Annotated in this window: 27 protein-coding genes; 14 read left to right on the forward strand and 13 right to left on the reverse strand. The window is 64.3% G+C overall.

The features are described from left to right. Positions 1 to 58: 58 nt before the first annotated feature. Together ggt and CRO48_RS10440 are read left to right on the forward strand one after the other, a co-directional pair. Positions 59 to 1813 carry a gamma-glutamyltransferase gene (gene ggt, locus CRO48_RS10435; protein WP_245423486.1) on the forward strand — a complete coding sequence of 585 codons (1755 nt, stop codon included), beginning with the start codon at positions 59 to 61 and terminating at the stop codon, positions 1811 to 1813. Positions 1814 to 2007: 194 nt separating this feature from the next. Continuing rightward, positions 2008 to 3255: a cytochrome P450 gene (locus CRO48_RS10440; RefSeq protein WP_097138913.1), complete on the forward strand. Its 1248-nt coding sequence runs from the start codon at positions 2008 to 2010 to the stop codon at positions 3253 to 3255. Between the two features lie 262 nt (positions 3256 to 3517). Here the strand turns inward: CRO48_RS10440 and CRO48_RS10445 are convergent, their stop codons facing one another. Next, a complete protein-coding gene (locus CRO48_RS10445; protein ID WP_097138915.1) occupies positions 3518 to 3862 on the reverse strand; it encodes a cupin domain-containing protein in 345 nt (114 codons plus the stop codon). 470 nt (positions 3863 to 4332) lie between these two features. On the opposite strand from CRO48_RS10445, the gene CRO48_RS10450 reads away from it, so the two are divergent. Beyond that, entirely contained in the window at positions 4333 to 4674 is a 342-nt protein-coding gene (locus CRO48_RS10450; protein ID WP_097138917.1) for an ArsR/SmtB family transcription factor, read from the forward strand. Between the two features lie 20 nt (positions 4675 to 4694). After that, positions 4695 to 5897: an arsenite efflux MFS transporter ArsK gene (gene arsK / locus CRO48_RS10455; RefSeq protein ID WP_097138919.1), complete on the forward strand. Its 1203-nt coding sequence runs from the start codon at positions 4695 to 4697 to the stop codon at positions 5895 to 5897. Here arsK and arsH read toward each other — a convergent pair whose 3' ends face one another. The 8 genes from arsH to CRO48_RS10495 all read right to left on the reverse strand — a co-directional run bounded on the left by arsH (position 5898) and on the right by CRO48_RS10495 (position 11861). After that, on the reverse strand, positions 5898 to 6626 hold the full coding sequence (gene arsH, locus CRO48_RS10460) for an arsenical resistance protein ArsH (RefSeq protein WP_245423496.1): 729 nt from the start codon (positions 6624 to 6626) through the stop codon (positions 5898 to 5900). Beyond that, complete coding sequence (gene arsC / locus CRO48_RS10465) at positions 6601 to 7023, reverse strand: arsenate reductase (glutaredoxin) (protein WP_176526716.1); 423 nt, start codon at positions 7021 to 7023, stop codon at positions 6601 to 6603. The genes arsH and arsC overlap by 26 nt, the downstream gene beginning before the upstream one ends. Before the next feature lie 2 nt (positions 7024 to 7025). Continuing rightward, positions 7026 to 8084, reverse strand: coding sequence for an ACR3 family arsenite efflux transporter (gene arsB, locus CRO48_RS10470; RefSeq protein ID WP_097138923.1), 1059 nt, complete (start codon positions 8082 to 8084; stop codon positions 7026 to 7028). After that, positions 8084 to 8611, reverse strand: coding sequence for an arsenate reductase ArsC (locus CRO48_RS10475; RefSeq protein ID WP_097138925.1), 528 nt, complete (start codon positions 8609 to 8611; stop codon positions 8084 to 8086). Before CRO48_RS10475 ends, arsB begins: the two co-directional genes overlap by 1 nt. A 146-nt stretch (positions 8612 to 8757) precedes the next feature. Continuing rightward, on the reverse strand, positions 8758 to 9111 hold the full coding sequence (locus tag CRO48_RS10480; RefSeq protein WP_097138926.1) for an ArsR/SmtB family transcription factor: 354 nt from the start codon (positions 9109 to 9111) through the stop codon (positions 8758 to 8760). 267 nt (positions 9112 to 9378) lie between these two features. After that, positions 9379 to 10662 (reverse strand): O-acetylhomoserine aminocarboxypropyltransferase, encoded by a 1284-nt coding sequence (locus tag CRO48_RS10485; protein WP_097138928.1) that lies wholly within the window; start codon positions 10660 to 10662, stop codon positions 9379 to 9381. A 254-nt stretch (positions 10663 to 10916) separates the two neighbouring features. Continuing rightward, complete coding sequence (locus tag CRO48_RS10490; protein WP_097138930.1) at positions 10917 to 11345, reverse strand: CoA-binding protein; 429 nt, start codon at positions 11343 to 11345, stop codon at positions 10917 to 10919. A 69-nt stretch (positions 11346 to 11414) separates the two neighbouring features. Beyond that, positions 11415 to 11861: a CoA-binding protein gene (locus CRO48_RS10495; protein WP_097138932.1), complete on the reverse strand. Its 447-nt coding sequence runs from the start codon at positions 11859 to 11861 to the stop codon at positions 11415 to 11417. A gap of 265 nt (positions 11862 to 12126) precedes the next feature. On the opposite strand from CRO48_RS10495, the gene CRO48_RS10500 reads away from it, so the two are divergent. Continuing rightward, on the forward strand, positions 12127 to 12963 hold the full coding sequence (locus tag CRO48_RS10500; protein ID WP_097138934.1) for an EamA family transporter: 837 nt from the start codon (positions 12127 to 12129) through the stop codon (positions 12961 to 12963). On the opposite strand, the gene CRO48_RS10505 is transcribed toward CRO48_RS10500, so the two are convergent. Next, on the reverse strand, positions 12964 to 13791 hold the full coding sequence (locus CRO48_RS10505; protein ID WP_097138936.1) for an enoyl-CoA hydratase: 828 nt from the start codon (positions 13789 to 13791) through the stop codon (positions 12964 to 12966). Positions 13792 to 14003: 212 nt separating this feature from the next. Here CRO48_RS10505 and CRO48_RS10510 point away from each other — a divergent pair, with 212 nt between their 5' ends. The 3 genes from CRO48_RS10510 to rpsI all read left to right on the forward strand — a co-directional run bounded on the left by CRO48_RS10510 (position 14004) and on the right by rpsI (position 15614). Beyond that, entirely contained in the window at positions 14004 to 14441 is a 438-nt protein-coding gene (locus CRO48_RS10510; RefSeq protein ID WP_097138938.1) for a PaaI family thioesterase, read from the forward strand. Positions 14442 to 14670: 229 nt separating this feature from the next. Continuing rightward, positions 14671 to 15135 (forward strand): 50S ribosomal protein L13, encoded by a 465-nt coding sequence (rplM, locus tag CRO48_RS10515; protein ID WP_097138940.1) that lies wholly within the window; start codon positions 14671 to 14673, stop codon positions 15133 to 15135. Positions 15136 to 15137: 2 nt separating this feature from the next. Beyond that, positions 15138 to 15614: a 30S ribosomal protein S9 gene (gene rpsI / locus CRO48_RS10520; protein WP_097138942.1), complete on the forward strand. Its 477-nt coding sequence runs from the start codon at positions 15138 to 15140 to the stop codon at positions 15612 to 15614. Between the two features lie 378 nt (positions 15615 to 15992). On the opposite strand, the gene CRO48_RS10525 is transcribed toward rpsI, so the two are convergent. Then, positions 15993 to 16454 (reverse strand): Lrp/AsnC family transcriptional regulator, encoded by a 462-nt coding sequence (locus CRO48_RS10525; RefSeq protein ID WP_097138943.1) that lies wholly within the window; start codon positions 16452 to 16454, stop codon positions 15993 to 15995. Positions 16455 to 16593: 139 nt separating this feature from the next. On the opposite strand from CRO48_RS10525, the gene CRO48_RS10530 reads away from it, so the two are divergent. The 3 genes from CRO48_RS10530 (at position 16594) to argC (ending at position 19625) form a co-directional block, all read left to right on the forward strand. Continuing rightward, positions 16594 to 17385 carry a phenylalanine 4-monooxygenase gene (locus tag CRO48_RS10530; RefSeq protein ID WP_097138946.1) on the forward strand — a complete coding sequence of 264 codons (792 nt, stop codon included), beginning with the start codon at positions 16594 to 16596 and terminating at the stop codon, positions 17383 to 17385. A gap of 106 nt (positions 17386 to 17491) precedes the next feature. After that, a complete protein-coding gene (speB, locus tag CRO48_RS10535; RefSeq protein ID WP_097138948.1) occupies positions 17492 to 18445 on the forward strand; it encodes an agmatinase in 954 nt (317 codons plus the stop codon). A gap of 247 nt (positions 18446 to 18692) precedes the next feature. Continuing rightward, entirely contained in the window at positions 18693 to 19625 is a 933-nt protein-coding gene (gene argC / locus CRO48_RS10540) for an N-acetyl-gamma-glutamyl-phosphate reductase (protein ID WP_097138950.1), read from the forward strand. A gap of 132 nt (positions 19626 to 19757) precedes the next feature. Here the strand turns inward: argC and CRO48_RS10545 are convergent, their stop codons facing one another. Continuing rightward, on the reverse strand, positions 19758 to 20861 hold the full coding sequence (locus CRO48_RS10545; RefSeq protein ID WP_097139395.1) for a COX15/CtaA family protein: 1104 nt from the start codon (positions 20859 to 20861) through the stop codon (positions 19758 to 19760). Between the two features lie 125 nt (positions 20862 to 20986). On the opposite strand from CRO48_RS10545, the gene CRO48_RS10550 reads away from it, so the two are divergent. The 3 genes from CRO48_RS10550 (at position 20987) to CRO48_RS10560 (ending at position 23385) form a co-directional block, all read left to right on the forward strand. After that, on the forward strand, positions 20987 to 21202 hold the full coding sequence (locus CRO48_RS10550; protein WP_097138952.1) for a DUF2842 domain-containing protein: 216 nt from the start codon (positions 20987 to 20989) through the stop codon (positions 21200 to 21202). 4 nt (positions 21203 to 21206) lie between these two features. Continuing rightward, positions 21207 to 21947: a metallophosphoesterase family protein gene (locus tag CRO48_RS10555; protein ID WP_097138954.1), complete on the forward strand. Its 741-nt coding sequence runs from the start codon at positions 21207 to 21209 to the stop codon at positions 21945 to 21947. A 172-nt stretch (positions 21948 to 22119) separates the two neighbouring features. Continuing rightward, complete coding sequence (locus CRO48_RS10560) at positions 22120 to 23385, forward strand: GNAT family N-acetyltransferase (RefSeq protein ID WP_097138956.1); 1266 nt, start codon at positions 22120 to 22122, stop codon at positions 23383 to 23385. A gap of 24 nt (positions 23386 to 23409) precedes the next feature. Here CRO48_RS10560 and CRO48_RS10565 read toward each other — a convergent pair whose 3' ends face one another. Next, entirely contained in the window at positions 23410 to 25629 is a 2220-nt protein-coding gene (locus tag CRO48_RS10565; RefSeq protein ID WP_097138957.1) for a GumC family protein, read from the reverse strand. Between the last annotated feature and the right edge of the window lie 146 nt (positions 25630 to 25775).

Below are 25775 nucleotides of genomic sequence, written 5' to 3' on the forward strand. Positions count from 1 at the left end.
GATTGCCAGCCCGGGCGCAGCCAGCCATAGTATTGCGGCCATTTCGAGGGAGGTCCGATTGCAAAGGAACCTTTTCGCCTGCGCGCTTGCGGCACTCGTGCTCGCCACGCCCGCCCGGTCACAACAGGCCTCGGACGCGACGGCGCCCGAAGCCTCCACCACGACGTCGACCGCCCGACTGGTGACGGCAAAATCCTACATGGTGGCGGCCGCAAACCCGATCGCCGCCGCCACCGGCGCCGAGGTTCTCAAGCAGGGCGGCAGCGCCATCGACGCAGCCGTCGTCGTGCAGACGATGCTGGGCCTGGTGGAGCCGCAATCCTCCGGCCTCGGCGGCGGCGCCTTCCTCGTCTACTACGACGCCGGCAGGAAGCGGCTGACGACGCTCGACGGCCGGGAGACCGCACCGCAGATGGCAACGCCGAAGCTGTTTCTGGACAAGGACGGGCAGCCGCTGGAGTTCATGGACGCCGTCGTCGGCGGGCGCTCGGTCGGCACGCCGGGTACGGTGCGGCTCCTGCAGGAGGCGCACAATCGATGGGGCCGGCAGGACTGGAAGCGGCTGTTCGAACCGGCCGCCGCGCTTGCCGATGCCGGTTTCTCCGTCTCGCCGCGGCTGGCCGCGCTGATCGCCGAGGCGGGCGACGGGCTGAAGAAATACGAGGCGACGAAGAACTACTTCTTCGACACGTCGGGGGCACCTCTCAAGACAGGTTCGCTGCTGAAGAACCCGGCCTACGCCGAGACGCTGCGCCTGATCGGGGAGCGGGGCGCGGACGCCTTCTACACCGGCAGGATCGCCGAGGCGATCGTCGATACGGTGCGGATGGCCGCCGGCAACCCGGGGGTGCTGGTCCTCAACGATCTCGCCGACTACCGGGTGCGCGAGCGGCAGCCGGTATGCATCACCTACCGCGCCCTCGAGGTCTGCGGCATGGGACCGCCGTCCTCCGGTGCCGTCGCCGTCGGCCAGACGCTCGGCATGATCGAGAACTTCGACATCAAGGGGCTCGGCCCGGACAATCCGCAGAGCTGGCGGATCATCGGCGATGCGCAACGGCTCGCATTTGCCGATCGTAGCCGCTACCTTGCCGACACCGACTTCGTGCCTGCGCCGATCAAGGGGCTGATGGAGAAGGACTATCTCGGCAAGCGCGCCGCCCAGCTGGACGGCGACAAGGCGCTTGGCGGCGATGCCGTGCAGGCCGGTGAACCGGATTGGGACCACGCGCTGCTGTTTGGCCGCGACCGTTCGATCGAGCTGCCGTCGACCAGCCACTTCGTCATCGTCGACCGGGAAGGCAACGTCGTATCGATGACGACGACGATCGAGAACGGCTTCGGCTCGCGCCTGATGACGGGCGGTTTCCTGCTCAACAACGAGCTCACCGACTTCTCCTTCGAAACGCACGACAACGGCGTCCCCATTGCAAACCGCGTGGAGCCCGGCAAGCGGCCGCGGTCCTCCATGTCTCCGACGATCGTGATGAAGGACGGCAAGCCGCTGCTTGCGATCGGCTCTCCCGGCGGCAGCCAGATCATCGGCTACGTCACCCAGGCGCTGATCGCCTATATCGACTGGGGCAAGGACGTCAGCCAGATCGTCGCCATGCCGCACCTGCTCAACCGCTTCGGCACATTTGAGATCGAGGCGGGGACGGACGCGGAAAAGCTGGCCGATCCGCTGAAGGCGCTCGGCTACGAGGTCAAGATCGGCGACATGAACTCCGGGCTGCAGGCCATCGAGATCACGGCAGACGGGTTGAAAGGCAGCGCCGATCCACGGCGGGAAGGCATTGCGATCGGTGAGTGAGACGCCGATCGCGAATGCTCCGTTGTGAGACTTGCGCCCGCTCCCGCCAGTTGCGTGACGGTTGCAACCGACGCTGCATCGATCCTGCCGCAACCGGGCTCCCGGAACGATGCTTTACGGGACCGCATCGGAGATCTGTTGGATCGCCCGCCGCCGGACTTTTCACCTTCGGCGAAATCAAATAGGTCTGGGGCATGAGCCAGAAATTCCCCTTCCTCTCCATAGACGCCGCCGCCCGGCGCGTCTCTCTCGATGCCCGCGACCCGGCGTTCTACAGCGATCCGAATCCGGTCTATGCGGAACTGCATGCTCATGCGCCGACCTTCTACTGGGAGCAGCAGAAGCAGTGGTATTTCACCGGCTACGATCAGGTGAACGCGCTTTTGCGCGACCGCCGCTTCGGTCGGCAGATCCTGCACGTGGCCAGCCGAGAGGAGCTCGGCATGCCCGCACCGCTGCCGCATTTGAAGCATTTCGATGCGGCGGAAGCCTGGTCGCTGCTGGAGATCGAGCCGCCCGAACACACGCGCCTGCGCACGCTCGTCAACCGCGCTTTCGTCTCGCGCCAGATCGATCGCCTGCGGCCGGAGATCACCGAACTGACCGACCGGCTGATCGACGGCTTCGAGAAGGACGGAAAGGTGGAGCTGCTGTCGGCGCTCGCCGATATCGTTCCGGTGACGATGATCGCGCGAATGATCGGCATTCCCGACGACATGGGGCCACAGCTCCTGAAATGGAGCCACGCCTATGTGCGCATGTACATGTTCGGGCGGACCGACGCCGACGAGCACGCCGCCGACAAGGCGGCGGCCGAATTCGCCGACTATGTGCGCTCGATTATCGCCGAACGCCGCGCCGAACCTCGCGACGACCTTCTGACCCACATGATCCACACGGAGCACAAGGGCCAGTTGCTGACGGACGACGAACTGATCTCGACAACGATCGTGCTCTTGAATGCCGGGCACGAGGCGACCGTGCACCAGATCGGTAACGCCGTGCGCGTGATCCTGGAAAGCGAAATCCCGGCCGAGACGATGTTCGCCGACGAGAAGACGACCGAACAGACGGTGGAGGAATGTCTGCGCATCTGCGCTCCGGTGCATATCTTCCAGCGCTATGCGCTCGATGACATCGACTTCGACGGCCTTTCGTTCAAGCGCGGCGACAAGGTCGCGCTGATCCTCGCGGCCGCCAACCTGGACCCGAAGAAATTTAGCGATCCGCTCGCCTTCCGGCCCAATCGCGACGAAGGCCCGAACCTTTCGTTCGGCGCCGGCATCCACTTCTGCATCGGGGCGCCGCTGGCGCGCCTGGAGCTCAACATCGTCCTGCCAATCCTGTTCAAGCGACTGGCCGGCATGCGGCTTGCCGGGACACCGACGGTGAAGGACGTCTACCACTTCCACGGGCTGGAGCGCCTGGATCTGGAATGGTGAGAAGACGAGGCTTCTGAAGCGCGTCGCGACCCGAAAGGGCGCGGATGCGTTTCAGATCGGCTTTTTCTCCGCCTGCTGGGACACGAGTTTCAGCCACGCCCCACGACGCCGGGGCGCACGTGCGTATCATGGGCGATCACGCCACGCAAAACCGGGTTGAACAGAATGAACGGAACGCCGCTCAGTGCGGGCAGCGGAATACTGTCCTGCCTCTCCCGGCGATGGCTTTCCGGCAAGAGGATATCAGGCCGTTCCCCGTGGCTCAGACCCGGATCACATAGTCCTTGCGAGTCGTTTCAACGACTTCCCAGGTTCCCTTGAAGCCGGGCCTGAGGATGAGCCTGTCACCGGCCCGGAGGTGAAACACGTCTCCGTCGTCGGAGGTGACGATCGAATGGCCGGAGAGAATGTTGAAATACTCCCACTCGTCATAGACGATCCGCCACTTGCCCGGCGTCGCTTCCCAGACGCCGCAATAGATCCCGCCCTCGGCCTCTTCCAGATTCCAGGTGCGAAACTGTGGATCGCCAGAAATCAGGCGATCCTCCGCCGGCCGGCCGATATCCGGCGCGATGGCGGCGAAGTCGAAACGAAGGGCTTTTGTCATATCCCATCCTGCTGCAAGTTTGCGCCCGAAGGCGCCGCTATTGGTAAGGCCCGGCAGCAACCGCCGCGCCGTGAGTTGCGATGCGCGTCAGGTGCAGTTTTCCCGGGTCCATCCGCGATACGCGCAGGGCAGTATCGATTTCGCTGCACGATTCGACAACCACCGCCGGACAGGCCTGACAGTTTCGGGACACCGGCGCAGACTGCCGATGAGCCCTCGCCACACCCCTCAGCGTCGCGACGGATCAGCGTCACAATCGAGCATGGAGAACCGGCCAGCCTTGACCGAGGTCGGGGGACGGCCGGGCTGCACGGGCTTGCTTCGTTCATTAAGGCCAATGGCGGGTCCGGGTGTTCGGCAGGTCCGCCGGGCAATTCCCCGAGCGAGCTGTCGGCTTGTCGAAATGACGCTTGCCGATCCTGCCCCTTTGCTCCTATCCTTCATTTCAACATTTAAAGGATTATTGCAATATGGATGATCATCAGGCCCTCGCTTCCTTTGCCGCGCTATCCCAGGAAACCCGGCTCGCCATCGTAAGGACCCTGGTCGTCGCCGGTCCTGAAGGGCTGGCCGCCGGTGCGATTGCGGAACGCATGGGGGTCTCTCCGTCGAACGTCTCGTTCCACCTGAAGGAACTCGAACGCTCTGGCCTCATCTCCCAGCGCCGGGAGTCACGCTCGATCGTCTACAGCGCAAGCTACGACACGCTGGCCGACCTGGTGACTTTCCTGATGGAAGATTGCTGCGCGGGACATGCCGGCATCCGCGGCACGGTCGAGCGATCCACGGGTTGCCGCCCGAGCGAAGCATAGGTGGCCTTGAGGAAACCGTCTTGAATACGATCAAGGTTCCGGCGGGTATAGTCTCCGCTCTCGGTGTTACGCAGATCATCGGCTACGGCACCCTCTACTATTCCTTCAGTATCCTCGCGCCCGGCATGGCCAGGGACCTGGGCATCAGCCTGGAACAGGTCTTCGCGGTGTTCTCCGTCTCACTGTTCATCGGCGGCCTGTCGGCTCCGATCATCGGCAGGCATATGGACAGGATCGGCGCGGCGACGATGATGACGCTGGGATCGGCTCTTGCAGCGCTCACCCTGGCACTGTGTGCATGGTCGCCATCCGTTGCAGTGTTCGCCCTTGCGATCGTCCTGCTGGAGGTCTCCTCGGGCATGGTCCAGTATCAGGCAGCCTTCGCGACGTTGGTCGAAAGCTCCCCCCGGACAGCCTCCCGCAGCATCACGTATCTGACGCTCATCGGCGGCTTTGCCTCAACGATCTTCTGGCCGATCGCCGCGACACTGACCGGATACCTGTCCTGGCGGGAAATCTATCTTGTGTTCGCCGTGCTGAACCTTCTGGTCTGCATGCCATTGCACTACTGGATCATGCGGGTCGGAAGGGCCGGTTCCAAACTGGACGCGACACGAACCCGCGAGGTCGTCGTCGGCGCTCTCGCGCCGCAGGACCGCCGCCGTGGCATGCTGCTCGTCTCCTTTGCCTTTTCGCTTTCGGGCTTCACTCTGGCCGCGATCCTTGCCCACATGGTGCCGATGCTGGGCGCGATCGGAGTTGGCGGTGCGGCGGTCGTGATCGGTTCCCTGTTCGGTCCGGCACAGGTCATGAGCCGCCTGGTCAATATGGTCTTCGGAAAGAGCTTGTCGCCGCCCGCGCTGGCGATCGTCTCTGCGGGCCTCATGGTGCTCGGCGTCCTGATCCTCGGGCTCTCGGGCGATTGGTTGCCAGGCGCGCTGGCGTTTGCAATCTGCCTTGGGCTGGGGTCCGGGATCAACAGTATCGCCCAGGGAAGCCTGCCGCTCTATCTCTTCGGCTCCGCCGGCTACGGCGCGATCACCGGCAGGATGGCAGCGGCAAGGCTGGCAGTGGGTGCCGCCGCCCCCTTCGTGTTCGCCATGGCGATGGAAAATCTTGGCATCGCCACAGCGCTGTTGGTCAATGCTCTGCTTGGCACTCTCGGCATTGCCGCGTTTGTCGCAGTGGCTGTGTCAACGCGGCGCGCTGCGAGGCCAGAGTGACTAGATCGACCTCAGCGACACCCGCTTCTCCAGTTCTCCAGCCTGTTCCTTCCGCTCGCTGTAGCGGTCGGTCAGGTAGGCGGAAGCATCCCTCGTCAGAAGGGTGAACTTCACCAATTCCTCGCAGACATCCACGACGCGGTCGTAGTAGGAAGACGGCTTCATCCTGCCGTCGGCGTCGAACTCCTGATAGGCCTTCGCGACGGACGATTGGTTGGGGATCGTGATCATCCGCATCCAGCGGCCCAGCACCCGCATCTGGTTCACCGCGTTGAAGGACTGGCTGCCGCCGGAGACTTCCATGACCGCCAGCGTCTTTCCCTGCGTCGGGCGGATCGATCCGAGCGACAGGGGAATCCAGTCGATCTGGGCCTTCATGATGCCCGTCATCGCGCCGTGGCGCTCGGGGCTGACCCACACCTGGCCCTCCGACCATTGCGACAGGTCGCGCAACTCCTGCACTTTCGGATGGCTTGCCGGCGCTTCGTCCGGAAGCGGCAATCCTTTCGGATCGAACACCCGAACCTCGCACCCCAGACGTTCGAGAAGGCGTCGGGCTTCGTGCGCAAGCAGCCGGCTGTACGACACCTCGCGGAGCGAGCCGTAGAGGATCAGGATACGCGGCTTGTGCGTCGAAAAGGCCGGACGCAGCGCGTCGAGGTCAGGCTGGCGAAGATGCCGTTCCTCCAGGGCGGGGATGGTCTCAGACAATGCGCTTTCCCTCCTGATCGAGGACCTGCTCGCCGTCTTCCTTGAAGAAGGCTCCCTTGAAGGCATCCGGCAGGATGTCGAGCACGGCCTCTGAGGGGCGTGCGAGCCTCGTGCCGAGCGGCGTGACGACGAACGGGCGGTTGATGAGGATCGGGTCCTTCAGCATCGCGTCGAGCAACTGCTCGTCGGTCAGATCCGGATCGTCGAGGCCGAGATCCGCATAAGGCGTCCCCTTCTCGCGGATCGCCTGCCGGACGGTCAGTCCGGCGTCGGAGATCATCCTCGCCAGTTCCTCGCGCGACGGCGGGGACTGGAGGTATTCGATCACGGTCGGCTCGATCCCGGCGGCGCGGATCATCTCCAGCGTGTTGCGGGACGTGCCGCAGGCCGGGTTGTGGTAGATGGTGACGTCCATTGTCATGTCCTTTCGGTAATGGTGTTCCGGGAGACGGCGGGGGCCGCCTCGTACCAGCCCTTCGTGCGGTTCACGGCCCACACGACCGTCAGCATCACGGGGACTTCGATCAGCACGCCGACGACGGTCGCCAGTGCTGCGCCGGACTGGAAGCCGAACAGGCTGATGGCGGCGGCGACAGCCAGTTCGAAGAAGTTGCTCGCCCCGATCAGCGCCGAAGGCCCCGCGACGCAATGGCGCTCGCCCGACATCCGGTTCAGCAGATAGGCGAGCCCCGAGTTGAAATAGACCTGGATGAGGATGGGAACGGCCAGCAGCGCGATGATCGTCGGCTGGTTGATGATCTGCTCGCCCTGGAAGCCGAAGAGAAGGACGAGCGTCGCCAGCAGCGCGACGAGCGAGAGCGGCTGCAGTTTCGCCAGCATAGCGTCCAGCGCCCTGGTCGTGCCGTCGGCGGTCAGCCGGCCTCTCAGAACCTGCGCGATGATGACAGGTACGACGATATAGAGGACGACCGACAGGACGAGCGTGTCCCACGGCACGGTGATGGCCGACAGCCCGAGCAGCAGCCCGACGATCGGCGCGAAGGCGACGACCATGATCGCATCGTTGAGGGCGACCTGGGAGAGCGTGAACAGCGGCTCGCCGCGTGTCAGGTTGCTCCAGACGAACACCATCGCGGTACAGGGCGCAGCCGCCAGGATGATCAGGCCCGCGATATAGGAATCGATCTGCTCGGCAGGCAGATATGGACGGAACAGCCATCCGATGAACAGCCATCCCAGCAGCGCCATGGAGAACGGCTTCACCGCCCAGTTGATGAACAGGGTGACGCCTATCCCACGCCAATAGGTGCTCACCTGCGAAAGCGAGCGGAAGTCGATCTTGACGAGCATCGGGATGATCATCAGCCAGATCAGGATGGCGACGGGCAAGTTGACCTTCGCGATCTCGGCCGCGCCGATGACATGGAAGACACCGGGCATCAAATGGCCGAGGGCGACGCCGACGACGATGCAGAGAAAGACCCAGATGGTCAGGTAGCGTTCAAACGCGGACATCAGGCGGACTTCCCCTGGCTTGTCGTCGAGCCTTCCATAGTGCCGATCTGGCGGAGCTTCGTTTCGAGCGCCAGGCGGTCGATCGATGCCAGCGGAAGGCTCAAGAACACCATGATGCGGTTCTTCAGGAAGCGGGCCGCCTGCGCGAAGGCGCGCTGGATCTCGACTTCCGAGCCGACAACGGCCGCGGGGTCTTCGACACCCCAATGCGCCGTCATCGGGTGCCCGATCCACACCGGGCAGGCCTCGCCGTGCGCGCTGTCGCAGACTGTGAAGATGAAATCCATTTCGGGCGCGCCCGGCTTGGCGAAGACGTCCCAGCTCTTGGAGGAGAACCCATCGCTCGGATAGCCAAGGGCCTGGAGTTCCTTCAGAGCGTGAGGATTGACTTCGCCCTTCGGATGGCTGCCTGCCGAATAGGCTTTGAACAATCCGCCGCCTTCCTTGTTCAGGATGGATTCGGCGAGAATGGAGCGAGCGGAGTTGCCCGTGCACAGGAAGAGCACGTTGTAGGTCTTGTCGGTCATGGTCGTTATCCGTGGTTAGATCGGAGTTCTGCTGGGCTTCATGATGGTGGCCGATGCCGGGCAGATGCCGGAAAGCTGACGGGTTGCGAGAACGGCAGGCGGAACATCGCCCCGCCACCCCGGGACCGGCTCCAACCGGACGCCGCTCATGACGGCTTCCCCTCGGGCGCACAGCAAGGCGTGAGTTCGGCGATCAGCGGCGCACACAGTTCGGTGGAGCCGCCGCAGCAGTCTTTCAACAGGAAGAGCGTCAGGTCGCGCAGTCCCTGAAGGTCCGCCCGGTAGATGATCGAGCGGCTCTGCCGTTCGCTTGTCACGAGACCCGCGCGCGACAGCGTCGCAAGGTGCGCGGACATGGTGTTCTGCGGAACGTCGAGAAGCCGGGCGAGTTCGCCGGCAGGCACGCCATCGGGCTCGTGCCGGACGAGAAGCCGGAATGTCTCGAGCCTTGTGGTCTGGGCGAGTGCGGCAAGCGCCGCGATTGCTGCAATACTATCCATATATCCAGAATAACGGATATTAAATCACTGTCAATCCCGGATCGATCCACCCGATGGATGGACCGTTCGGATAAGGGACGCTGGATCAACCCGGTCGTTCGCAGCCGGAAACAGGACGACTGCGGCCAGGCCCGGGAAACCTTTCCTTGCAGGCAGATGCCCCGACAAGACGACGCCTGTCGGGGCAAGCAAGTCAAAAATTTCTGGTTGCATCCAGAGCGCAGGCATGCCGGGACATGTCGTCTCAAATGCCGGCGTTGCTGGCGGTCAGGCTTTCGCCAGGGCCTGCTCGATATCCGCGATGATGTCGGCCGCGTCCTCGATGCCGATCGACAGGCGGACGACATCGGGGCCGGCGCCGGCCGCCGTCTGCTGTTCGGGCGAGAGCTGGCGATGGGTCGTGGAGGCGGGATGGATCACGAGCGAGCGGGTATCACCGATATTGGCAAGATGCGAGATCATCTCCAGCCCCTCGACGAACCGCTTGCCCGCGTCGTAGCCGCCCTTCAGCCCGAAGGTGAACACGGCGCCGGCGCCCTTCGGCGCATAGCGCTTCTGCAGGGCGTGGTTCGGGTCGCTCTCGAGCCCGGAATAGTTGACCCACGAGACCTTGTCGCTCGCCTTCAGCCACTTCGCCACGGCCAGCGCGTTGTCGCAGTGCCGCTGCATGCGCAGCGGCAGCGTCTCGATGCCGGTAATGATCTGGAAGGCGTTGAACGGCGAGATCGCCGGGCCGAGGTCGCGCAGGCCGAGCACGCGGCAGGCAATCGCAAAGGCGAAATTGCCGAAGGTCTGGTGCAGCACGATGCCGGCATATTCCGGGCGCGGTTCGGAAAGGGCCGGATACTTGCCCGAAGCCGACCAGTCGAAGGTGCCGCCATCGACGATGATGCCGCCCATCGAATTGCCGTGGCCGCCGAGGAACTTGGTCAGCGAATGGACGACGATGTCGGCCCCGTGTTCGAACGGGCGAACCAGATACGGCGTCGCCATGGTGTTGTCGACCACCAGGGGCAGGCCGTGCCTGTGAGCGATTTCGGCGATCGCCGCGATATCGACGAAGGTGCCGCCCGGATTGGCGAGGCTTTCGATGAAGATCGCCTTCGTCCGATCGTCGATCTGGCTCTCGAAGGTTTCGAGCTTGTCGGTATCGGCCCAGCGCACATGCCAGTCGAAGTTTGCGAAGGAATGGCCGAACTGGTTGATGGAGCCGCCGTAGAGCTTACGGGCGGCGACGAAATTGTCGCCCGGACGCATCAGGGTGTGGAAGACCAGCAGCTGCGCGGCGTGGCCGGATGCGACCGCAAGCGCAGCCGTGCCGCCCTCGAGTGCGGCAACGCGCTCCTCCAGAACCGCCTGCGTCGGGTTCATGATGCGCGTATAGATATTGCCGAACGCCTGCAGACCGAAGAGCGAGGCGGCGTGATCGGTATCGTTGAAGACGAAGCTCGTGGTCTGGTAGATCGGCGTCGCGCGTGCCCCGGTCGTGGGATCCGGTGCTGCACCTGCATGGATTGCGAGCGTCGAGAAACCCGGCTTGTTCTTCGTCATGTCAACCTCCCGTATGGCGCGCCCCTCCAACGGTAAAACGCGCCTTTATCAAAACCTTAGCCTCCGCCCGCAAGCATACTGCTCCAGCAACCCGGGCGTCCGGAGCGGCACTATTCCAGAGCAATCAATGACGGTCAAAGAAAGAATTTGTCGAATGTGGGCCGCAACCGGAAACAGCTTTCCGCGCCACATCCACAACCGGCATGCACCGAGAGGAACCTCCCGCGATTTCCGCCGGTTGCTCCGCCGTGGCGTCAGCTGATCAGCCGCGGATGTTCAATGGCCGGGCAGCGGTCCATGACCACCTTGATGCCGGCAGCCTCCGCGCGTTCGGCGGCACGATCGTCGCGAACGGACAACTGCCCCCAGATGACCTTCGGCAGCGGGTTCAGGGCCAGCACTTCGTCGACGAGGGCGGGCAGCGCGCTCGCGGCCCGGAAGACATCCACCATGTCGATCGGCTCGGAGATATCCGCAAGGCGCGCATGGACCGCCTGGCCATGAATCGCCTTGCCGGCCTGCCCCGGATTGACCGGGATCACCCGATAGCCCTTGCGGAGGAGGAAGGCCATGACGCGGTTGCTCGGCCGCTCAGGATTGGGTGAGGCGCCGACAAGCGCGATGACGCGCGTGTCCCGCAGGATATCGGCCAGATAGTAGTCGGCGTAGCTGTCGTGATTCATCCGGCCTCCGTCATGCTGACTTCAACATGGAACGGTTGGCGGACTTGTCAATACGCGATTGACGCCAGGTCAGGCGGACATCGCTGCGACGCGTGTCCGCGCCGGAAACTCGGCGACCGGCGAACGATCCATCACCACCTGCAGGCCGGCCGCCTCCGCCTTTTCGGCTGCAGCATCGTCGCGAACGCCGAACTCGCCCCAAATCACCGCCGGGCGATGATCAAGCGCAAGCACCTCATCCACCACCGCGGAGAGGTGCGAGGGGGCGCGGAACACGTCGACCATATCGACGGGCTCAGCAATGTCGCACAGGTGCGCCACCACCGTCTGGCCCAAAATTTCCTTGCCGGCGTGGCCAGGATTGACCGGTATGACGCGGTAGCCCTTGGCGATCAGGAAATCCATGGCGCTGTGGCTGGGACGCGACCGGTTGGGCGAAGCGCCGACAACGGCGATCGTGTGCACCGAGCGCAGAATCTTGCGCGTGTAGCCGCTTGCGTAATGATCGTGGTTCATCGAAGCCTCCCGGGGCTGTCGTGACGGCGGGGCGCCCCGCGCCCGCACTCCCGATCCGTTTCGTCCGTACATCATACGTTATTTCAGCCACAATTGCGACCATGCGCCGCCACGGAGCGCACCAGCCCTTATCCGGCCGCAGGCGTGCCGGATTTTTCTGCGGCAGCGCCCGCGCGCTCCGTTGCAAATACGTCGGTTTCGGCAGATGAAGTGTCTGCCGCCCATCACCCCCTCCAGCCCCAACCGAAAAGACCGAGGTTCTTCCGTGCCGATAGACGTGATTGCGCTTGTGCTGCTCGGCGCGGCGCTGCATGCGACCTGGAATGCCATGGTCAAGGCAGGCACCGACAAGTCGCTGGATGCGGCGATGATCGCGCTGGGCGCCGGCGTGTTCGGCCTCGTCTTCCTGCCTTTCGTTCCGCTGCCGGCCCCGTCCTCCTGGCCCTTCATCGCCGTTTCGGCAGTCTTCCAGTTCGCCTACTTCCAGCTGGTTGCTGCGGCATACCGGGCCGGAGACATCGGCCTCGTCTACCCGCTGATGCGCGGTGCCGCCCCGCTGATCGTCGCCTCGACCAGCGGCTTCGTGCTCGGCGAGCATCTCTCCCCCGGCGCGATGACAGGAATCCTCATCATCTGCGGCGGGGTGCTGACGCTGGCCTTCGAAAGCCGCCACGGCGGCAAGCATGCCTTCCTCCTGGCGCTCGCCAATGCCTGCGTCATCGCCTGCTACACCTTCGTTGACGGTGCGGGCGCGCGCGCCTCCGGCAACGCGATCTCCTATACGCTGTGGATGGCGCTCCTGCCGCCGGTGCTTCTGTTTTCGTGGGCGATCTGGAAGCGTGGCCTCGACGTGGTGACGAACCATGTCCAGCGGAACTGGAAGCGCGGGCTGATCGGCGGCGGCGGTTCGATCGCCTCCTACGGCCTGGCCCTGTGGGCGATGACGAAGGCGCCGGTCGCCACTGTCGCAGCACTCCGCGAGACCGCGATCCTCTTCGCCCTCATCATCTCCGTCGTGTTCCTGAAGGAAAAGGCGAGCATCTGGCGCTACATTGCCGGAGCTGTGATCGCTGCCGGCGTGTTGGTCCTGCGGCTCGGATAGCTATTCCGGGCTCCCCTTCCATTCCGGCATCCGCTTTTCCAGAAACGCGCCGATGCCTTCCTTCGCGTCGTCGCGCAGCATGTTGTCGACCATGATGGAAATGGCCGTGTCGTAGGCCTCGGGCAAAGGCAGACCGGCCTGCGCGCGGTAGGCGGCCTTGCCGATCCGCAACGCCTCGGGCGACTTCGAGGCGATGACGGCCGCATATTTGTCGACCACCTGGCGCAGATACTGTTTCGGCACGATGCGGTTGACGAGACCGAAATCCTTGGCGGTCGATGCGTCGATCGTCTCCCCGGTCAAAAGCATCTCCATCGCCTGCTTGGGATGGGCGGCGCGCGTCACCGCCACCATCGGGGTCGAGCAGAAGAGGCCGATATTGACGCCTGGCGTGCAGAAGGTGGACGTGTCGGTGCAGATGGCCAGATCGGCCGTCGCCACCAGCTGGCAACCGGCTGCCGTGGCCAGCCCGTCGATTTCGGCGATCACCGGCTGCGGCAGCCCGGCGATCTTCAGCATGAGGTCGGCGCACATGCGCATCGTCTTTTCGAAGAAGGACCGCCCGCCGTCGGCATCCGCGCGATGCGCCGTCATCTCCTTCAGATCGTGGCCGGCGGAGAAGAGGCTGCCGGTCGCCGCCAGCACCACCACGCGAATGCCATCGTCGGCCGCAGCCTTGTCCAGCGCCGCCGAAAGGGCCTCCATCAGGGCGATCGAGAGCGCATTTGCCGGCGGATTTGCAAGCGTCAGGCGCAGAACCGCGTCGTGGCGCTCCTCCGACAGCAAGCCGTTGCCCTCGGATTTGCGCAACTGGACCACATCAGCCATGACGACACTCCCATCCCGATTTCATCCGGCATTCCGCATTCATCCGGAACGCTGCCTTCGTCCGCCTCGTGGTACCCGCGCCGCAGGCTTGTTTCAAGTCTGCGGCTGGCATCGCGACAGCGCCGCTTGGGACTTTAGACTTTCCGGCAATTGCACTTATGTGGCTTTCGGCTCTATCACATTTGCCGTGGCGGAGAACGGATGAGATCACGATGGCGAGCGAACATATCCCGGTCATGACCGTCGAAGAGCTGAACCGGTTCCTGGAGACCGATTTCCCCGAGATCCATACCGACGGCAAGGTGGTCGAGGTGACCGCCGTCGGGCCCGGCAGCGTCTCCATGCGGCTGGCGCCTTCGGAAAAACACCTGCGCCCCGGCGGCACCGTTTCCGGCCCGACCATGTTTGCCCTTGCCGACGTCGCCGCCTATTGCACGGTGCTGGCGCATATCGGACCGGTGGCCCTTGCGGTGACGACGAACCTCAACATCAACTTCCTGCGCAAGCCGCAGCCGGCTCCCCTTTCCTGCGACTGCCGGCTTCTGAAGCTCGGCAAGCGGCTGGCCGTGATCGAGGCGTCGATCTCGGCAGGGACGGAAGGCGATCTGGTCGCCCACGCAACCGCGACCTATTCGATTCCGCCACGATAAAATGTGGTATAGGAGAACCACAAACTCAAAACATTGATTTTACAGAGTTTTTATTCCAGCCACTCAAAAAGCGTCCCTTGACGCCCTGAGAGCCATCCCCTATAAGCCCGCACAGATCGCGGTCCGTTCGGGCCGCTTTCGTTTTTGGCCGGCCCACGCCTGCCAGCCCAAGCAACAAGAAACGCCCCGGGCGCCTGGCGCCTCGGGTCCAAATGAAAAGAGTTTTACCATGGCAACCTTCTCTCAGAAGCCCGCCGAGGTGGAAAAGAAGTGGATTCTCATCGACGCCGAAGGCCTCGTTGTCGGTCGTCTCGCTTCCATCATCGCAAACCACCTGCGCGGCAAGCATAAGGCCACCTACACCCCCCACGTCGACGACGGCGACAACGTCATCGTCATCAACGCCGAGAAGGTCGCTCTGACCGGCAAGAAGTACTCCGACAAGAAGTACTACTGGCACACCGGCTACCCGGGTGGCATCAAGGAGCGCACCGCGCGCCAGATCATCGAAGGCCGCTTCCCGGAGCGCGTCATCGAGAAGGCCGTCGAACGCATGGTTCCGCGCGGCCCGCTCGGCCGTCGCCAGATGAAGAACCTGCGCGTCTATGCCGGTTCCAACCATCCGCATGAAGCACAGCAGCCGACCGTCCTCGACGTCGCCAAGCTGAACAGCAAGAACGTAAGGAGCGCCTGATAATGGCTGACCTGTCTTCCCTGAAGGATCTGGGTACGGCTGCTGCCGCTCCGGCTTCCTCCGCCCCGGTTCACGTCAAGAAGGTTGACGCCCAGGGCCGCTCCTACGCCACCGGCAAGCGCAAGGACGCCGTCGCTCGCGTATGGGTCAAGCCGGGCTCCGGCAAGATCACCGTCAACGGCAAGTCGTTCGAAACGTACTTCGCCCGTCCGGTCCTGCAGATGATCCTGCAGCAGCCGATCGTCGCAGCTGCCCGCGAAGGCCAGTTCGACATCGACGCCACCGTTGCCGGCGGCGGCCTCTCCGGCCAGGCCGGTGCCGTCCGTCACGGCCTGTCCAAGGCGCTCACCTACTTCGAGCCGGGCCTGCGCTCGGTCCTGAAGAAGGGCGGCTTCCTGACCCGCGACTCGCGCGTCGTCGAACGCAAGAAGTACGGCAAGGCGAAGGCCCGTCGTTCGTTCCAGTTCTCGAAGCGCTGATTGCTTCACGAACTTGCGGAATATCTGGAAGGCCGGGCTCGTCCCGGCCTTTCTCGTTTTCAGGGAGTGCTTTCCTTGCAGGCGGATGGTCGCTCCTCTTGCGCGCAAGGACTTGCCCGCGCTGGATGCCGGATCAAGTCCGGCATGACGGATGCAGGCGGACCGCATCCGGCGGCACTGGGGCCGGCCTTGGCCGGCCGCAATGACAGCGAGACTAACGGACTATGACGTGCTCCCTGCTGCCCCGGTGCATCGCCCTCCCGTCATGCCGGACCTGATCCGGCATCCAGCCGCGTCGCGTCCGCGGCGCGAGGGAACCGTTCCGTGCCACCGGGGGGACATGCGGGGCGCCTTCGCCCACCATTCCGCTGTGCCCGGTCAGAGCGGCAGTTCCGTCGAGGCCTTCATCTCGCGCAGGACGAAGCTGGAGACGACGTTGCGGACGTGGGGGTTGCGCAGCAGGTAGCGCGTCATGAAGGTCTCGTAGCTCTCGACGTCGGCGGCGCGGATCTTCAGCATGTAGTCGAAGGCGCCCGACAGCGCGTAGCACTCCAAGATCTCCGGATGGTTCCTGACGACGGCGGAAAAGGAGGCGATCGCCTCCTCGTGGTGGTCGTCGAGGGTCACATGAGCGATGACGCAGAGCTTCAGATCCAGCTTACGCGCGTCCAGCAGCGCCACCCGCGCGCGGATGACGCCGGCCGCCTCCAGTTCCTGCACCTTGCGCCAGGCCGTGCTTTGCGACATGCCGGCACGCTCGGCCATGTCGGAAAGGGCAAGGCTGCAATCCTGCTGCAGCAGCCGAAGCAGGCGAAGGCTACCCTGATCAATTTCTTTCATGAAAGCCGCCCTCCCCGCGATTTCCATTCAGAAGCCGAGTATCCGGCCGCGAGATTGAAAAGTCTATCCGCATCCTTCGACTACAATTTTCCGAGGCAAGAGTGCGCGGGCCATGCCCGCATGGCGACGGGAGGCGAGGATGCCGAAGGAAAGCACGTACATTGCAAAGCTGCCGGATGCAGACGGCATCTATGCCTACACCGCGGAAGAGGATGCGATCTGGAGCGAGCTCTATTCGCGCCAGATCGCCCTTCTCGCCGACAAGGCCTGCGACGAGTATCTGCAGGGCGTGAAGACGCTCGGACTGGATGCGCCGCGCGTGCCGCAGTTGAAGGACATCAACGCCAGGCTCGAGCGGGCGACCGGTTTCGGCGTCGAAGGCGTGCCCGCCCTGATCCCGCCATCGAAATTCTTCCAGCTGCTGTCTGAGGGCAAGTTCCCGCTCGCCACCTTCATTCGCCGGCGCGAGCATATCGATTACATCGAGGAGCCCGACATCTTCCACGAGGTGTTCGGCCACTGCCCGCTTCTGACCAATAGTGCCTATGCCAGCTTCGTGCGCCGCTTCGGCGAAAATGCCGTCGCGCTCGGCAAGGACTATTCCTGGCACCTCTTCCGGATCTTCTGGTTCACCGTCGAATTCGGACTGATCAAAACCGCCAAGGGCCGCCGCTGCTATGGCGCGGGCATCGTCTCATCTCCGAACGAAACGCGGGCGGCGATGATCGACAAGACGTCCGAGTTCCGCCGGTTCGACCTGATGACGGTGCTGCGCACGCCCTACCGGATCGATATCGTCCAGCCGATCTACTACGTCATCGACAGCTTCGCCGAGCTCGACGCCATCAACGACGAGGACATCGGTGCTGCGATCCGCGAAGCCAAGGCGCTCGGCGACTTCCCGCCGACCTTCGCGGCCAAGGCGTCCTGACCGGAGCGCTGCCGAGGATGGCGGATGGCGGTGGAAATCGCCACCCCGCCCCCTTGCCTTCGCACTGCCGATTGGCCAACGTCCTGCAACCCAAGGAGGACGGCTGATGGCAAACAAGACGATCGACCATGCGGTCACGGCGAAATCCCTGAAGAGCGCGGCATCCGACCCGACCCATGCCGGCATTCTCTCCTTCATGCGCCGGCGCTATACCAAGAACCTCAAGGACGTCGATGCCGTCGTCTGGGGCATTCCCTTCGACGCCGCCACCTCGAACAGGCCGGGCGCGCGTTTCGGACCGCAGGCGATCCGCCGGGCGTCAGCAATCATGGACAATGACCCGCAATACCCCTTCCAGCAGGACCTGTTCGAGAACATGGCCGTCATCGACTACGGCGACTGCCTGCTCGACTACGGCAACCACCAGAAGACACCGGCGACGATCGAGCGGGAAGCGGCGAAGATCCTGAAATCCGGCGCCTTCCTCCTCACGCTCGGCGGCGACCACTTCGTCACCTGGCCGGTGCTGAAGGCGCACGCCGCCCTGCACGGCCCGCTGTCGCTGGTACAGTTCGACGCGCACCAGGACACCTGGCCGGACGAAAAGGGCCGGATCGACCACGGTTCGTTCGTCGCGCGCGCCGTCAGGGATGGCGTGATCGACCCGGAAACCTCGATCCAGATCGGCATCCGCACGCATGCGCCTGAGGATTGCGGCATCCGTATCGTCTACGGCTACGAGGTCGAGGAGATGTCGGCTTCCGAGATCGCCGATGCCATCGTCCGCCATGTCGGCGACAAGCCCTGCTACCTGACCTTCGACATCGATTGCCTCGATCCCGCTTATGCGCCCGGTACCGGCACGCCGGTCTCCGGCGGCCCGTCGAGCGCCAAGATCCTTTCGGTGCTGCGCCACCTCGGCGCGCTGCACATCAAGGGCGCCGACGTCGTAGAGGTGGCGCCAGCCTACGACCACGCCGACATCACCGCGATCGCCGGCTCGACCATCGCCATGTACATGCTCGGCCTGCACGCCGGCTGGCTGGCGGAGCGCCGGTAGCACGCCACCTCGGCAACGGTCCTTCTCCCCGCCTGCGGGAGAAGGACCCAGAAGGGCGGATGAGGGGCGATCTCGGAGGCGACGCGGGCGCGATCTCGCCGGGCCCAGTTCCCGGTTCCAACCAAGCCAACGCTTTGCATTGAAAGCGTCATGCCGAGGCGGTATAGCGGGCCCAAGGCCGTCCGGCGTTGCGCGACGCAGCGCGCGGACTGCGGTGCCCCGAACCGGCAGAACGAAAGGCAGTCCCATGAAACCGAAGATCTTCATCGATGGCGAACACGGCACGACGGGGCTGCAGATCCGCACGCGCATGGCCGGCCGCGCAGATGTCGAGCTTTTGTCGATCCCGGAAGCCGAGCGCCGCAACAACAGGATGCGCGAGGACTTGCTGAACGCGGCCGATATCGCGATCCTCTGCCTGCCCGACGATGCGGCGAAGGAGGCGGTCGCAATGGTCGCCAGCAACAATTCCGTGCGCATCATCGACACCTCCACGGCACACCGGGTCGATCCCGCCTGGGCCTACGGCTTCGCCGAGATGGATACGGAGCAGGCACGGAAGATCGCAGGCGCCCGCCACGTCGCCAATCCCGGCTGCTACCCGACGGGCGCGATCGGTCTGATCCGCCCGCTGCGCGCCGCCGGCCTCCTGCCGGAGGACTATCCGGTCACCGTCAACGCCGTCTCCGGCTATACCGGCGGCGGCAAGCAGCTGATCGCGCAAATGGAGGATGCCGGCCATCCCGAACACATCGATGCACCGCACTTCCTCTACGGCCTGCCGCTGAAGCACAAGCACGTGCCGGAAATGCAGGTGCACGGGCTGCTCGCGCGTGCGCCGCTGTTCTCGCCGTCCGTCGGCAAGTTCGCGCAGGGCATGATCGTACAGGTGCCGCTCTATCTGGCCGATCTCAACGACAACGCCTCGCTCGGCTCGATCCACGCAGCCCTTGCCGACCACTATGCCGGCCAGGACATCGTCGAGGTCGTCAACCTCAAGGAGAGCGCCGCCCTGCCCCGCGTCAATGCGGTGGAACTGGCCGACACCGACCGGATGAAGCTCTTCGTCTTCGGCACAGCCGGTGCGCCGCACGTCAACCTCGTCGCGCTGCTCGACAATCTCGGCAAGGGTGCCTCGGGGGCCGCCGTGCAGAACATGGACCTGATGCTGCGCGGTTAAGACACGGCGACAAGACGGCCGGCCCTTGCAAGGCTACGTCCCGCAAGGACGCGGACAAACCACAAAGGGCATGATCTGCGTCCAGATCATGCCCTTTTTTTATTTTCGGCAAGGCCAGTCGCCGTCCCGCCTCTATTCCCGGATTTCGATCGCTACCGGCTTCGGGTATTCGCCGACGAAGCCGCGCCAGTGGGCGACGGCGAAGCCGAGGACGACGAGCGCGCCGCCCTGGTGCGCCAGCGCCCAGTCGAGCGGCACCTGCCAGATCAGCGTCAGGATGCCGATCAGCGCCTGCAGACAGACCAGAATAAAGAGCAGCACTGTGCGGCGTGCATGGGTGGTCTCCGGGCCGGCGCGCAGCGAGGCGATCATGTGCACGAGCACCATTGCCCACAGCACATAGGCGCCGCAGCGATGGACGAACTGCACCGTCTTTGCGTTCTCGAACAGGTTGATCCACCAGGGCTCCTGGATGAAGAGATCGCCCGGTACGATGGCGCCGTCCATCAGCGGCCAGGTGTTGTAGGCAAGGCCTGCGTCGAGACCGGCCACCAGTGCGCCCAGATAGATCTGGAAAAGCGCCATGCAGGCGATCGCCACCGCCCACCTCTTCGAATTCTCCGTCGGTGCCGGATCGTCGCTGTGGGGAGAGAGCCCGCGCATGATCCACGTGCAGGCGGCAAAGATCAGACAGGCGATGACGAGGTGGGTGGCGAGCCGGTACTGGCTGACCGAGACCAGTTCCGTCAGGCCAGACGACACCATCCACCAGCCGATGAAACCCTGGAAGCCGCCGAGCGCCAGCACGCCGACGAGCGGCCAGCGAAGCCGTCGCTCGATCCGCCCGGTCGCCCAGAAATAGAGAAGCGGCACGGCAAAGACGATGCCGATCGAGCGCGCCAGCAGCCGGTGCGCCCACTCCCACCAGAAGATCGACTTGAAGCTTTCCACCGTCATGTCCGAATTCAGCTGTTCGTATTGCGGAATGCGCTTGTAGAGGTCGAACTCCTCCTGCCATTCGGCATCGTTCAGCGGCGGGATTACGCCATGGATGGGCTTCCACTGCGTGATCGACAGGCCGGAATCGGTCAGCCGCGTCGCGCCGCCGACAAGCACCAGCGCGAATAGCGTGAGCAGCACGACGAAAAGCCAGCCGCGGACGGCCCGGCGATTGCGGTCGATGCGATCGAGGTCGCTCAAGAGCTGGCGTTCGGTCACGGCGGCGGTGCTGGTCATGATGGCTCCTGTCTCGTCGGCGTTGATTTGCATCACGATGCCATGCAAAACAAGCCCGGAGCCTTTGCGGCATCGGGTCGCGGCAGAAGCCCGCCCTGAATCGGATAAAACGAACGAGATTTCAGATGCCCCCTCGCCTGCGCAAACTGATCGGCACCGTCCTGATCATCATCCTCGTCATCGTCTACGCGCTCGTGGCCACCACGGTCGCCTCGCTGACGCTCGGCACCTCGCCGTGGTGGGTGCACATGCTGTATTTCTTCTTCAGCGGACTGCTGTGGATCCTGCCGGCGATGGTGATCATCAAGTGGATGGAGAAGCCGGCGAAGCCGAAGGAGTAATGCGATGCGGATCGCAGCCATAGCCGATATCCACGGTAACGATCTGGCGCTGGAGGCGGTGCTGGCAGACATCGGCACCCGCAGCGTGGACATGGTGGTCAATCTCGGCGACCACCTCAGCGGCGCCCTGAACGCCGCACGCACCGCAGAACTTCTGATCGAACGCGACTTCCCGTCCATCAGCGGCAACCACGACCGCTGGCTGCTGGAGAAAGACATCGCGGAGTTGGGCGAATGGGACCGGATCGCGCACGCGCAGCTGGCGCCGCGGCATTTCGAGTGGCTGCGATCGCTCCCCGCCACGCGTGTCGCAGCCGGCAGCGTGTTCATCTGTCACGGTACACCGGCAAGCGATACGACCTACTGGCTGGACGATGTCGCGCCAGGCGGAGCGATGCGGATTTCGCCGCGCGAGCGCATCGAGCGTTTTGCCGACGGTGTGGGATATCCCGTCATTCTCTGCGGCCATACCCACATCCCCCGCTGCGTCACGCTGGCCGACGGCAGGCTGGTGGTCAATCCCGGAAGCGTGGGCTGCCCCGCCTATGACGACGACCAGCCACGTCCGCACACGGTGGAGAACGGCTCGCCGCACGCCCGCTATGCGATCCTGGAAGAACGTCCGGCAGGCTGGAGCGTCGATTTCCGCCTCGTCGCGTACGACCACAGGACGATGTCGCGCCTTGCAGCGGAACGCGGGATGAGCGGCTACGCGCTCGGCCTTGCAACCGGCTGGCTCGAATAGGCGCTGCGCGCATCTCGCCACGTTAGCGCGTCGCTAACCTTGATTGCGGATTTCAGTCCTTCAATCTGCCATCGGGAACAGGAATTAAACCAGTCTCCCCTCATGCCGGCGTAAGGTGCACCAATCCCGGCGCAACCCTGACCTGGACACGACGGTATCGGACGCGGAGGCAATGCAGCTCGATTTCCAGATCATGCCCACGGATGGCGATGTCCTCGGCCGGCTCGCGCGCTACGTTCCCGGCGGCGCGCGGCGTCCGAGCACCATCTCCTTCGCCATCCAGCTGCACAACCGCATGGAGCCGCTGGAGGCAAGCTGGCGGGCGCTGGAGAAGGACGACAACCTCTCCCTCCACCAGAGCTACGATTGGTGCCGGGCCTGGGCGGCCACCCATCGCAGCCGGCTTTTGATCGTCGAGGGCGTCCATGCGGGGCGAACGGAAATGATCCTGCCGCTGGAGATCGTGCGCCACGGCCCGATCCGCATCGCGCGGTTCCTCGCGTCACGCTTCAGCAACATCAATACCGGTCTTTACAGCGAGGCTTTTCGGACGCTGGCCCCTGCACCGGTCCTCAGGCGAGCGCTCGATCAAGCGCGCGGCCAGTTCGCGCGCTACTTCGACCTCTTCATGCTGGAAAACATTCCGCTGCACTGGCGGGGGCAGGAACATCCCCTCTCGCTGCTGCCGGCGGTCCTCAACCAGAACGCGTCGTTCCAGCTGTCGCTGCACCGGGATTTCGCGCAGACACTGGCCCAGCTCAACGCCAAGCGCCGCCGGAAGAAGTTTCGCCAATGCGAGCGCCGCCTGGAGGCGCTCGGCGGCCATGAACACGTCATCGCAAAAAGCGGGGACGAGGCCTGCCACACGCTGACCCTGTTCTTCCAGCAAAAGGCCGTGCGGTTCGAGGCGCTGGGGCTGCCGAACGTCTTTCGCGAGGAAGAGACGCAGGCCTTCTTCCGTGCGCTTGCCCGCGTTTCCGATAGGGACGACAACTATCCGCTGCGGCTGCATACGCTGCGGATTCGAAGCGGTGACGAGGCGGGACGGATCATCGCGATTGCCGGCCTGTCGCGCAAGGGCGATCATGTGCTTTGCCAGTTCGGCTCAATCGACGAAGCCTTCGCGCCCGAGGCCAGCCCCGGCGAGTTCCTGTTTCACCTCATGATCGAAAAACTCTGCGGCGAAGGTGCCGCGCTCTTCGACTTCGGCATCGGCGACCAGGCCTACAAGCGCTCCTGGTGCAACATCGAGACGCAGCAGCACGACCTGCTCTGGCCGACGACCGTCGCCGGTTCCGCAGTGGCTGCGGTTCACCGGGCAAAGGCGAATGCGAAGCGGACAATCAAGCAGAACCCAAAGCTTTATGGCTTCGTCCAGCGCCTGCGCTCCGGCAAGACCGAGTTCGTAGAGACCGTCGCCGAGACCGATCGGGACTGAGCCCGGACCTTTGAACGGTTGCGGCTATGCGGCGCGCCGCCCCGGGTCGGCCGTCACCGCGCCACCGGTCAGGAGCACGATTTCGCTGTAGCCGGCCTCTCCGAAGGCGCCGATCAGTTCGACCACGCGATCTTCGTCAGCGCCTGGGATCGACAGGATGATTTCCGCGTCTCCGGAGGGCGTCAGGCGGTGGACACCGGCAACGTCCGCTGGCCCGCATTCCACCAGCACCGTGTCATAGGCATCGGAGAGCGCGTCGACGATCATCGAAAGGCGGTCGATGCCGCGCATGGCGCGCTTGATGTCGGCGTTGCCGCGCGCGACCACGTGCGCCTGCGAACGCTCGTCGCCATGGATGATGTCTCCCAGGGCCGCATCTCCGACGAGAAGGTCGGTGATGCCGGCGAGATGGCTTGTGCCGGCCATCTGCCGGGTGGGATAGGCCGAGCCCGTCAGATCCAGCAGGATGGTCTTGCGCCCGCGATCGGCAATCGCGCGTGCCAGCGCCACGGTCGCGGCCGATCCCGCATCGCCGGACGGCGAGACGGAGACTGCGACGCGCACGGCGTTTTCCACGACGTGGCGCGCTACGGCCCCGACGGTGAAATCTTCTTCTTCATCAGCTTCCGGCACCGGCACGACGTCCGGCGTCTCGGTTTCTGCGCGCTCGTCGTCCTCATAGTCGACCAGAATGGATCCTTGCGGGGCTTGCTCCACCTGTGCGGCAACGGCAGGCGCGGCCGCGGCGCGTCGGGCGGGAAGCGGTTCGGGAACCGGTGCCGGCCTGAAAGCGGGCTTGTCCTCGACTGTAGCGTCGTCGTCGGGCCCGCGATGGGGCGGCGAGACGGGACGCAGGCCGCGCCCGCTGAACAGTTCGGAAAGCAGGATGAAGACCGACGACAGCAGGAAACCCGCAAGGCCACCCACGATCGTGATCGGGACGACCTTCGGGAATTGCCGCTCGTTCGGCGGGACGGCGGCGGAAATGACACGCGCGTCGGCCGGCGTCGAGCTGGCGTCGGTGCGCGAGGTCGCCTCGCGATAGCGCGCCAGGTAGGTCTCCAGCAGCTGGCGCTGGGCCGTCGCCTCCCGCTCCAGTGCCTTCAAGCCCACTTCCTCTTCGCCGGCGCGGGCGGAATCAGCCTTCACGGTATTCAGTTGCTGGACGAGTTGCTGTTCGCGCAGCCGCGCCACGTTGGCCTCGTTTTCGAGGCTCGCCAATATCTTTCCCGTCTCGGCCTGGATCTGGCCACGGATCCCTGCCAGTTGCGAGCGCAGGCCCTTCAGGCGCGGGTGCTGATCGAGAAGACTGGTCGAAAGATCGGAAATCTGCCCCTGGATCTGCGCCTCGCTCTCCTTCAGCCGCTGGATCATCTGCGAGCCGACGACATCGCTGAGCGTGTCCGGCGCTCCGCCCTTCTTCAGGACGGCGCGCACGCTTTCCGCCCTCGCCTCGGCGGTCGCCTTTTCGGTGCGCACGCGCGCCAGCTCGGTGGAAATGTCGTTCAGCTGCTTCACGGCAAAGGTGGCGTTCTCCCCCGTCGGCAACAGGTCGGACTGGGAGCGGTATTGCGCCACCTTCTGCTCGGCCTCTCGCACCTTCTCGCGGAGGTTGGCGATCTCCGGCTCCAACCAGCGGCTTGCCTCGGAGTTGGTGTCGAGTTTCGCCCCGCTTTGCAGCGACAGGTAGACCTTGGCCATCTCGTTGGGGATGGCTGCGGCAAGCTGTGGATCCTTCGACGTGAACTCGATTGCGACGACACGTGACCTTTCGACCGGATATACGGCGAGCTTTTCCAGAAACTCCTTCAGCACGCGCTCTTCCGGCGGCAGTTCGAGCGGATTCTTCTTCAGCCCGAAGGCAACGAGGATATCCGACAGGGCCGACGGGTTGGCCGCCGGATCGAACTCCGGCAATTCGTAGAGCTTCATGTTGCGGGCGACCTGCTTGATCAGGTCCACCGATCGAAGCAGCTGTACCTGACTGACGACGTCGAGTTCGTCGATCGCCGGCTCGCGCGCAGCACTTCGATCTCCGCCCGTGGTGTAGGCGGGCTCGCGCGGTTCGATCAGAAGCCGTGTCTCGCTCTTGTAGCTCGGCGCGATCATGCTGGCGCCGACAAAGGCAAGGCCAGCCGATGCCACGGTAGCCAGCAGCACCTGCCGGCGCCTTCTCCAGATCGCGCGGACCAGCGCGCCGAGGTCGATATCGACGTCGTCCTGTGCTCCGTATCCGCCCGACATATGCCTAACTCCGTGAACGCGTGTTTCCGCGCACGGTAAACAAACATGGTAACCCAAGCGTTAATGCGACGCTCTCTCACAACCTTGCGCCTTCCCTTCCCGACCGCAGGAATAAAGACGTCGCGTTCACCCGGCATTTACCAGCC

The sequence above is a fragment of the Rhizobium subbaraonis genome (genome assembly GCF_900220975.1).
GTDB lineage: Bacteria > Pseudomonadota > Alphaproteobacteria > Rhizobiales > Rhizobiaceae > Mycoplana > Mycoplana subbaraonis.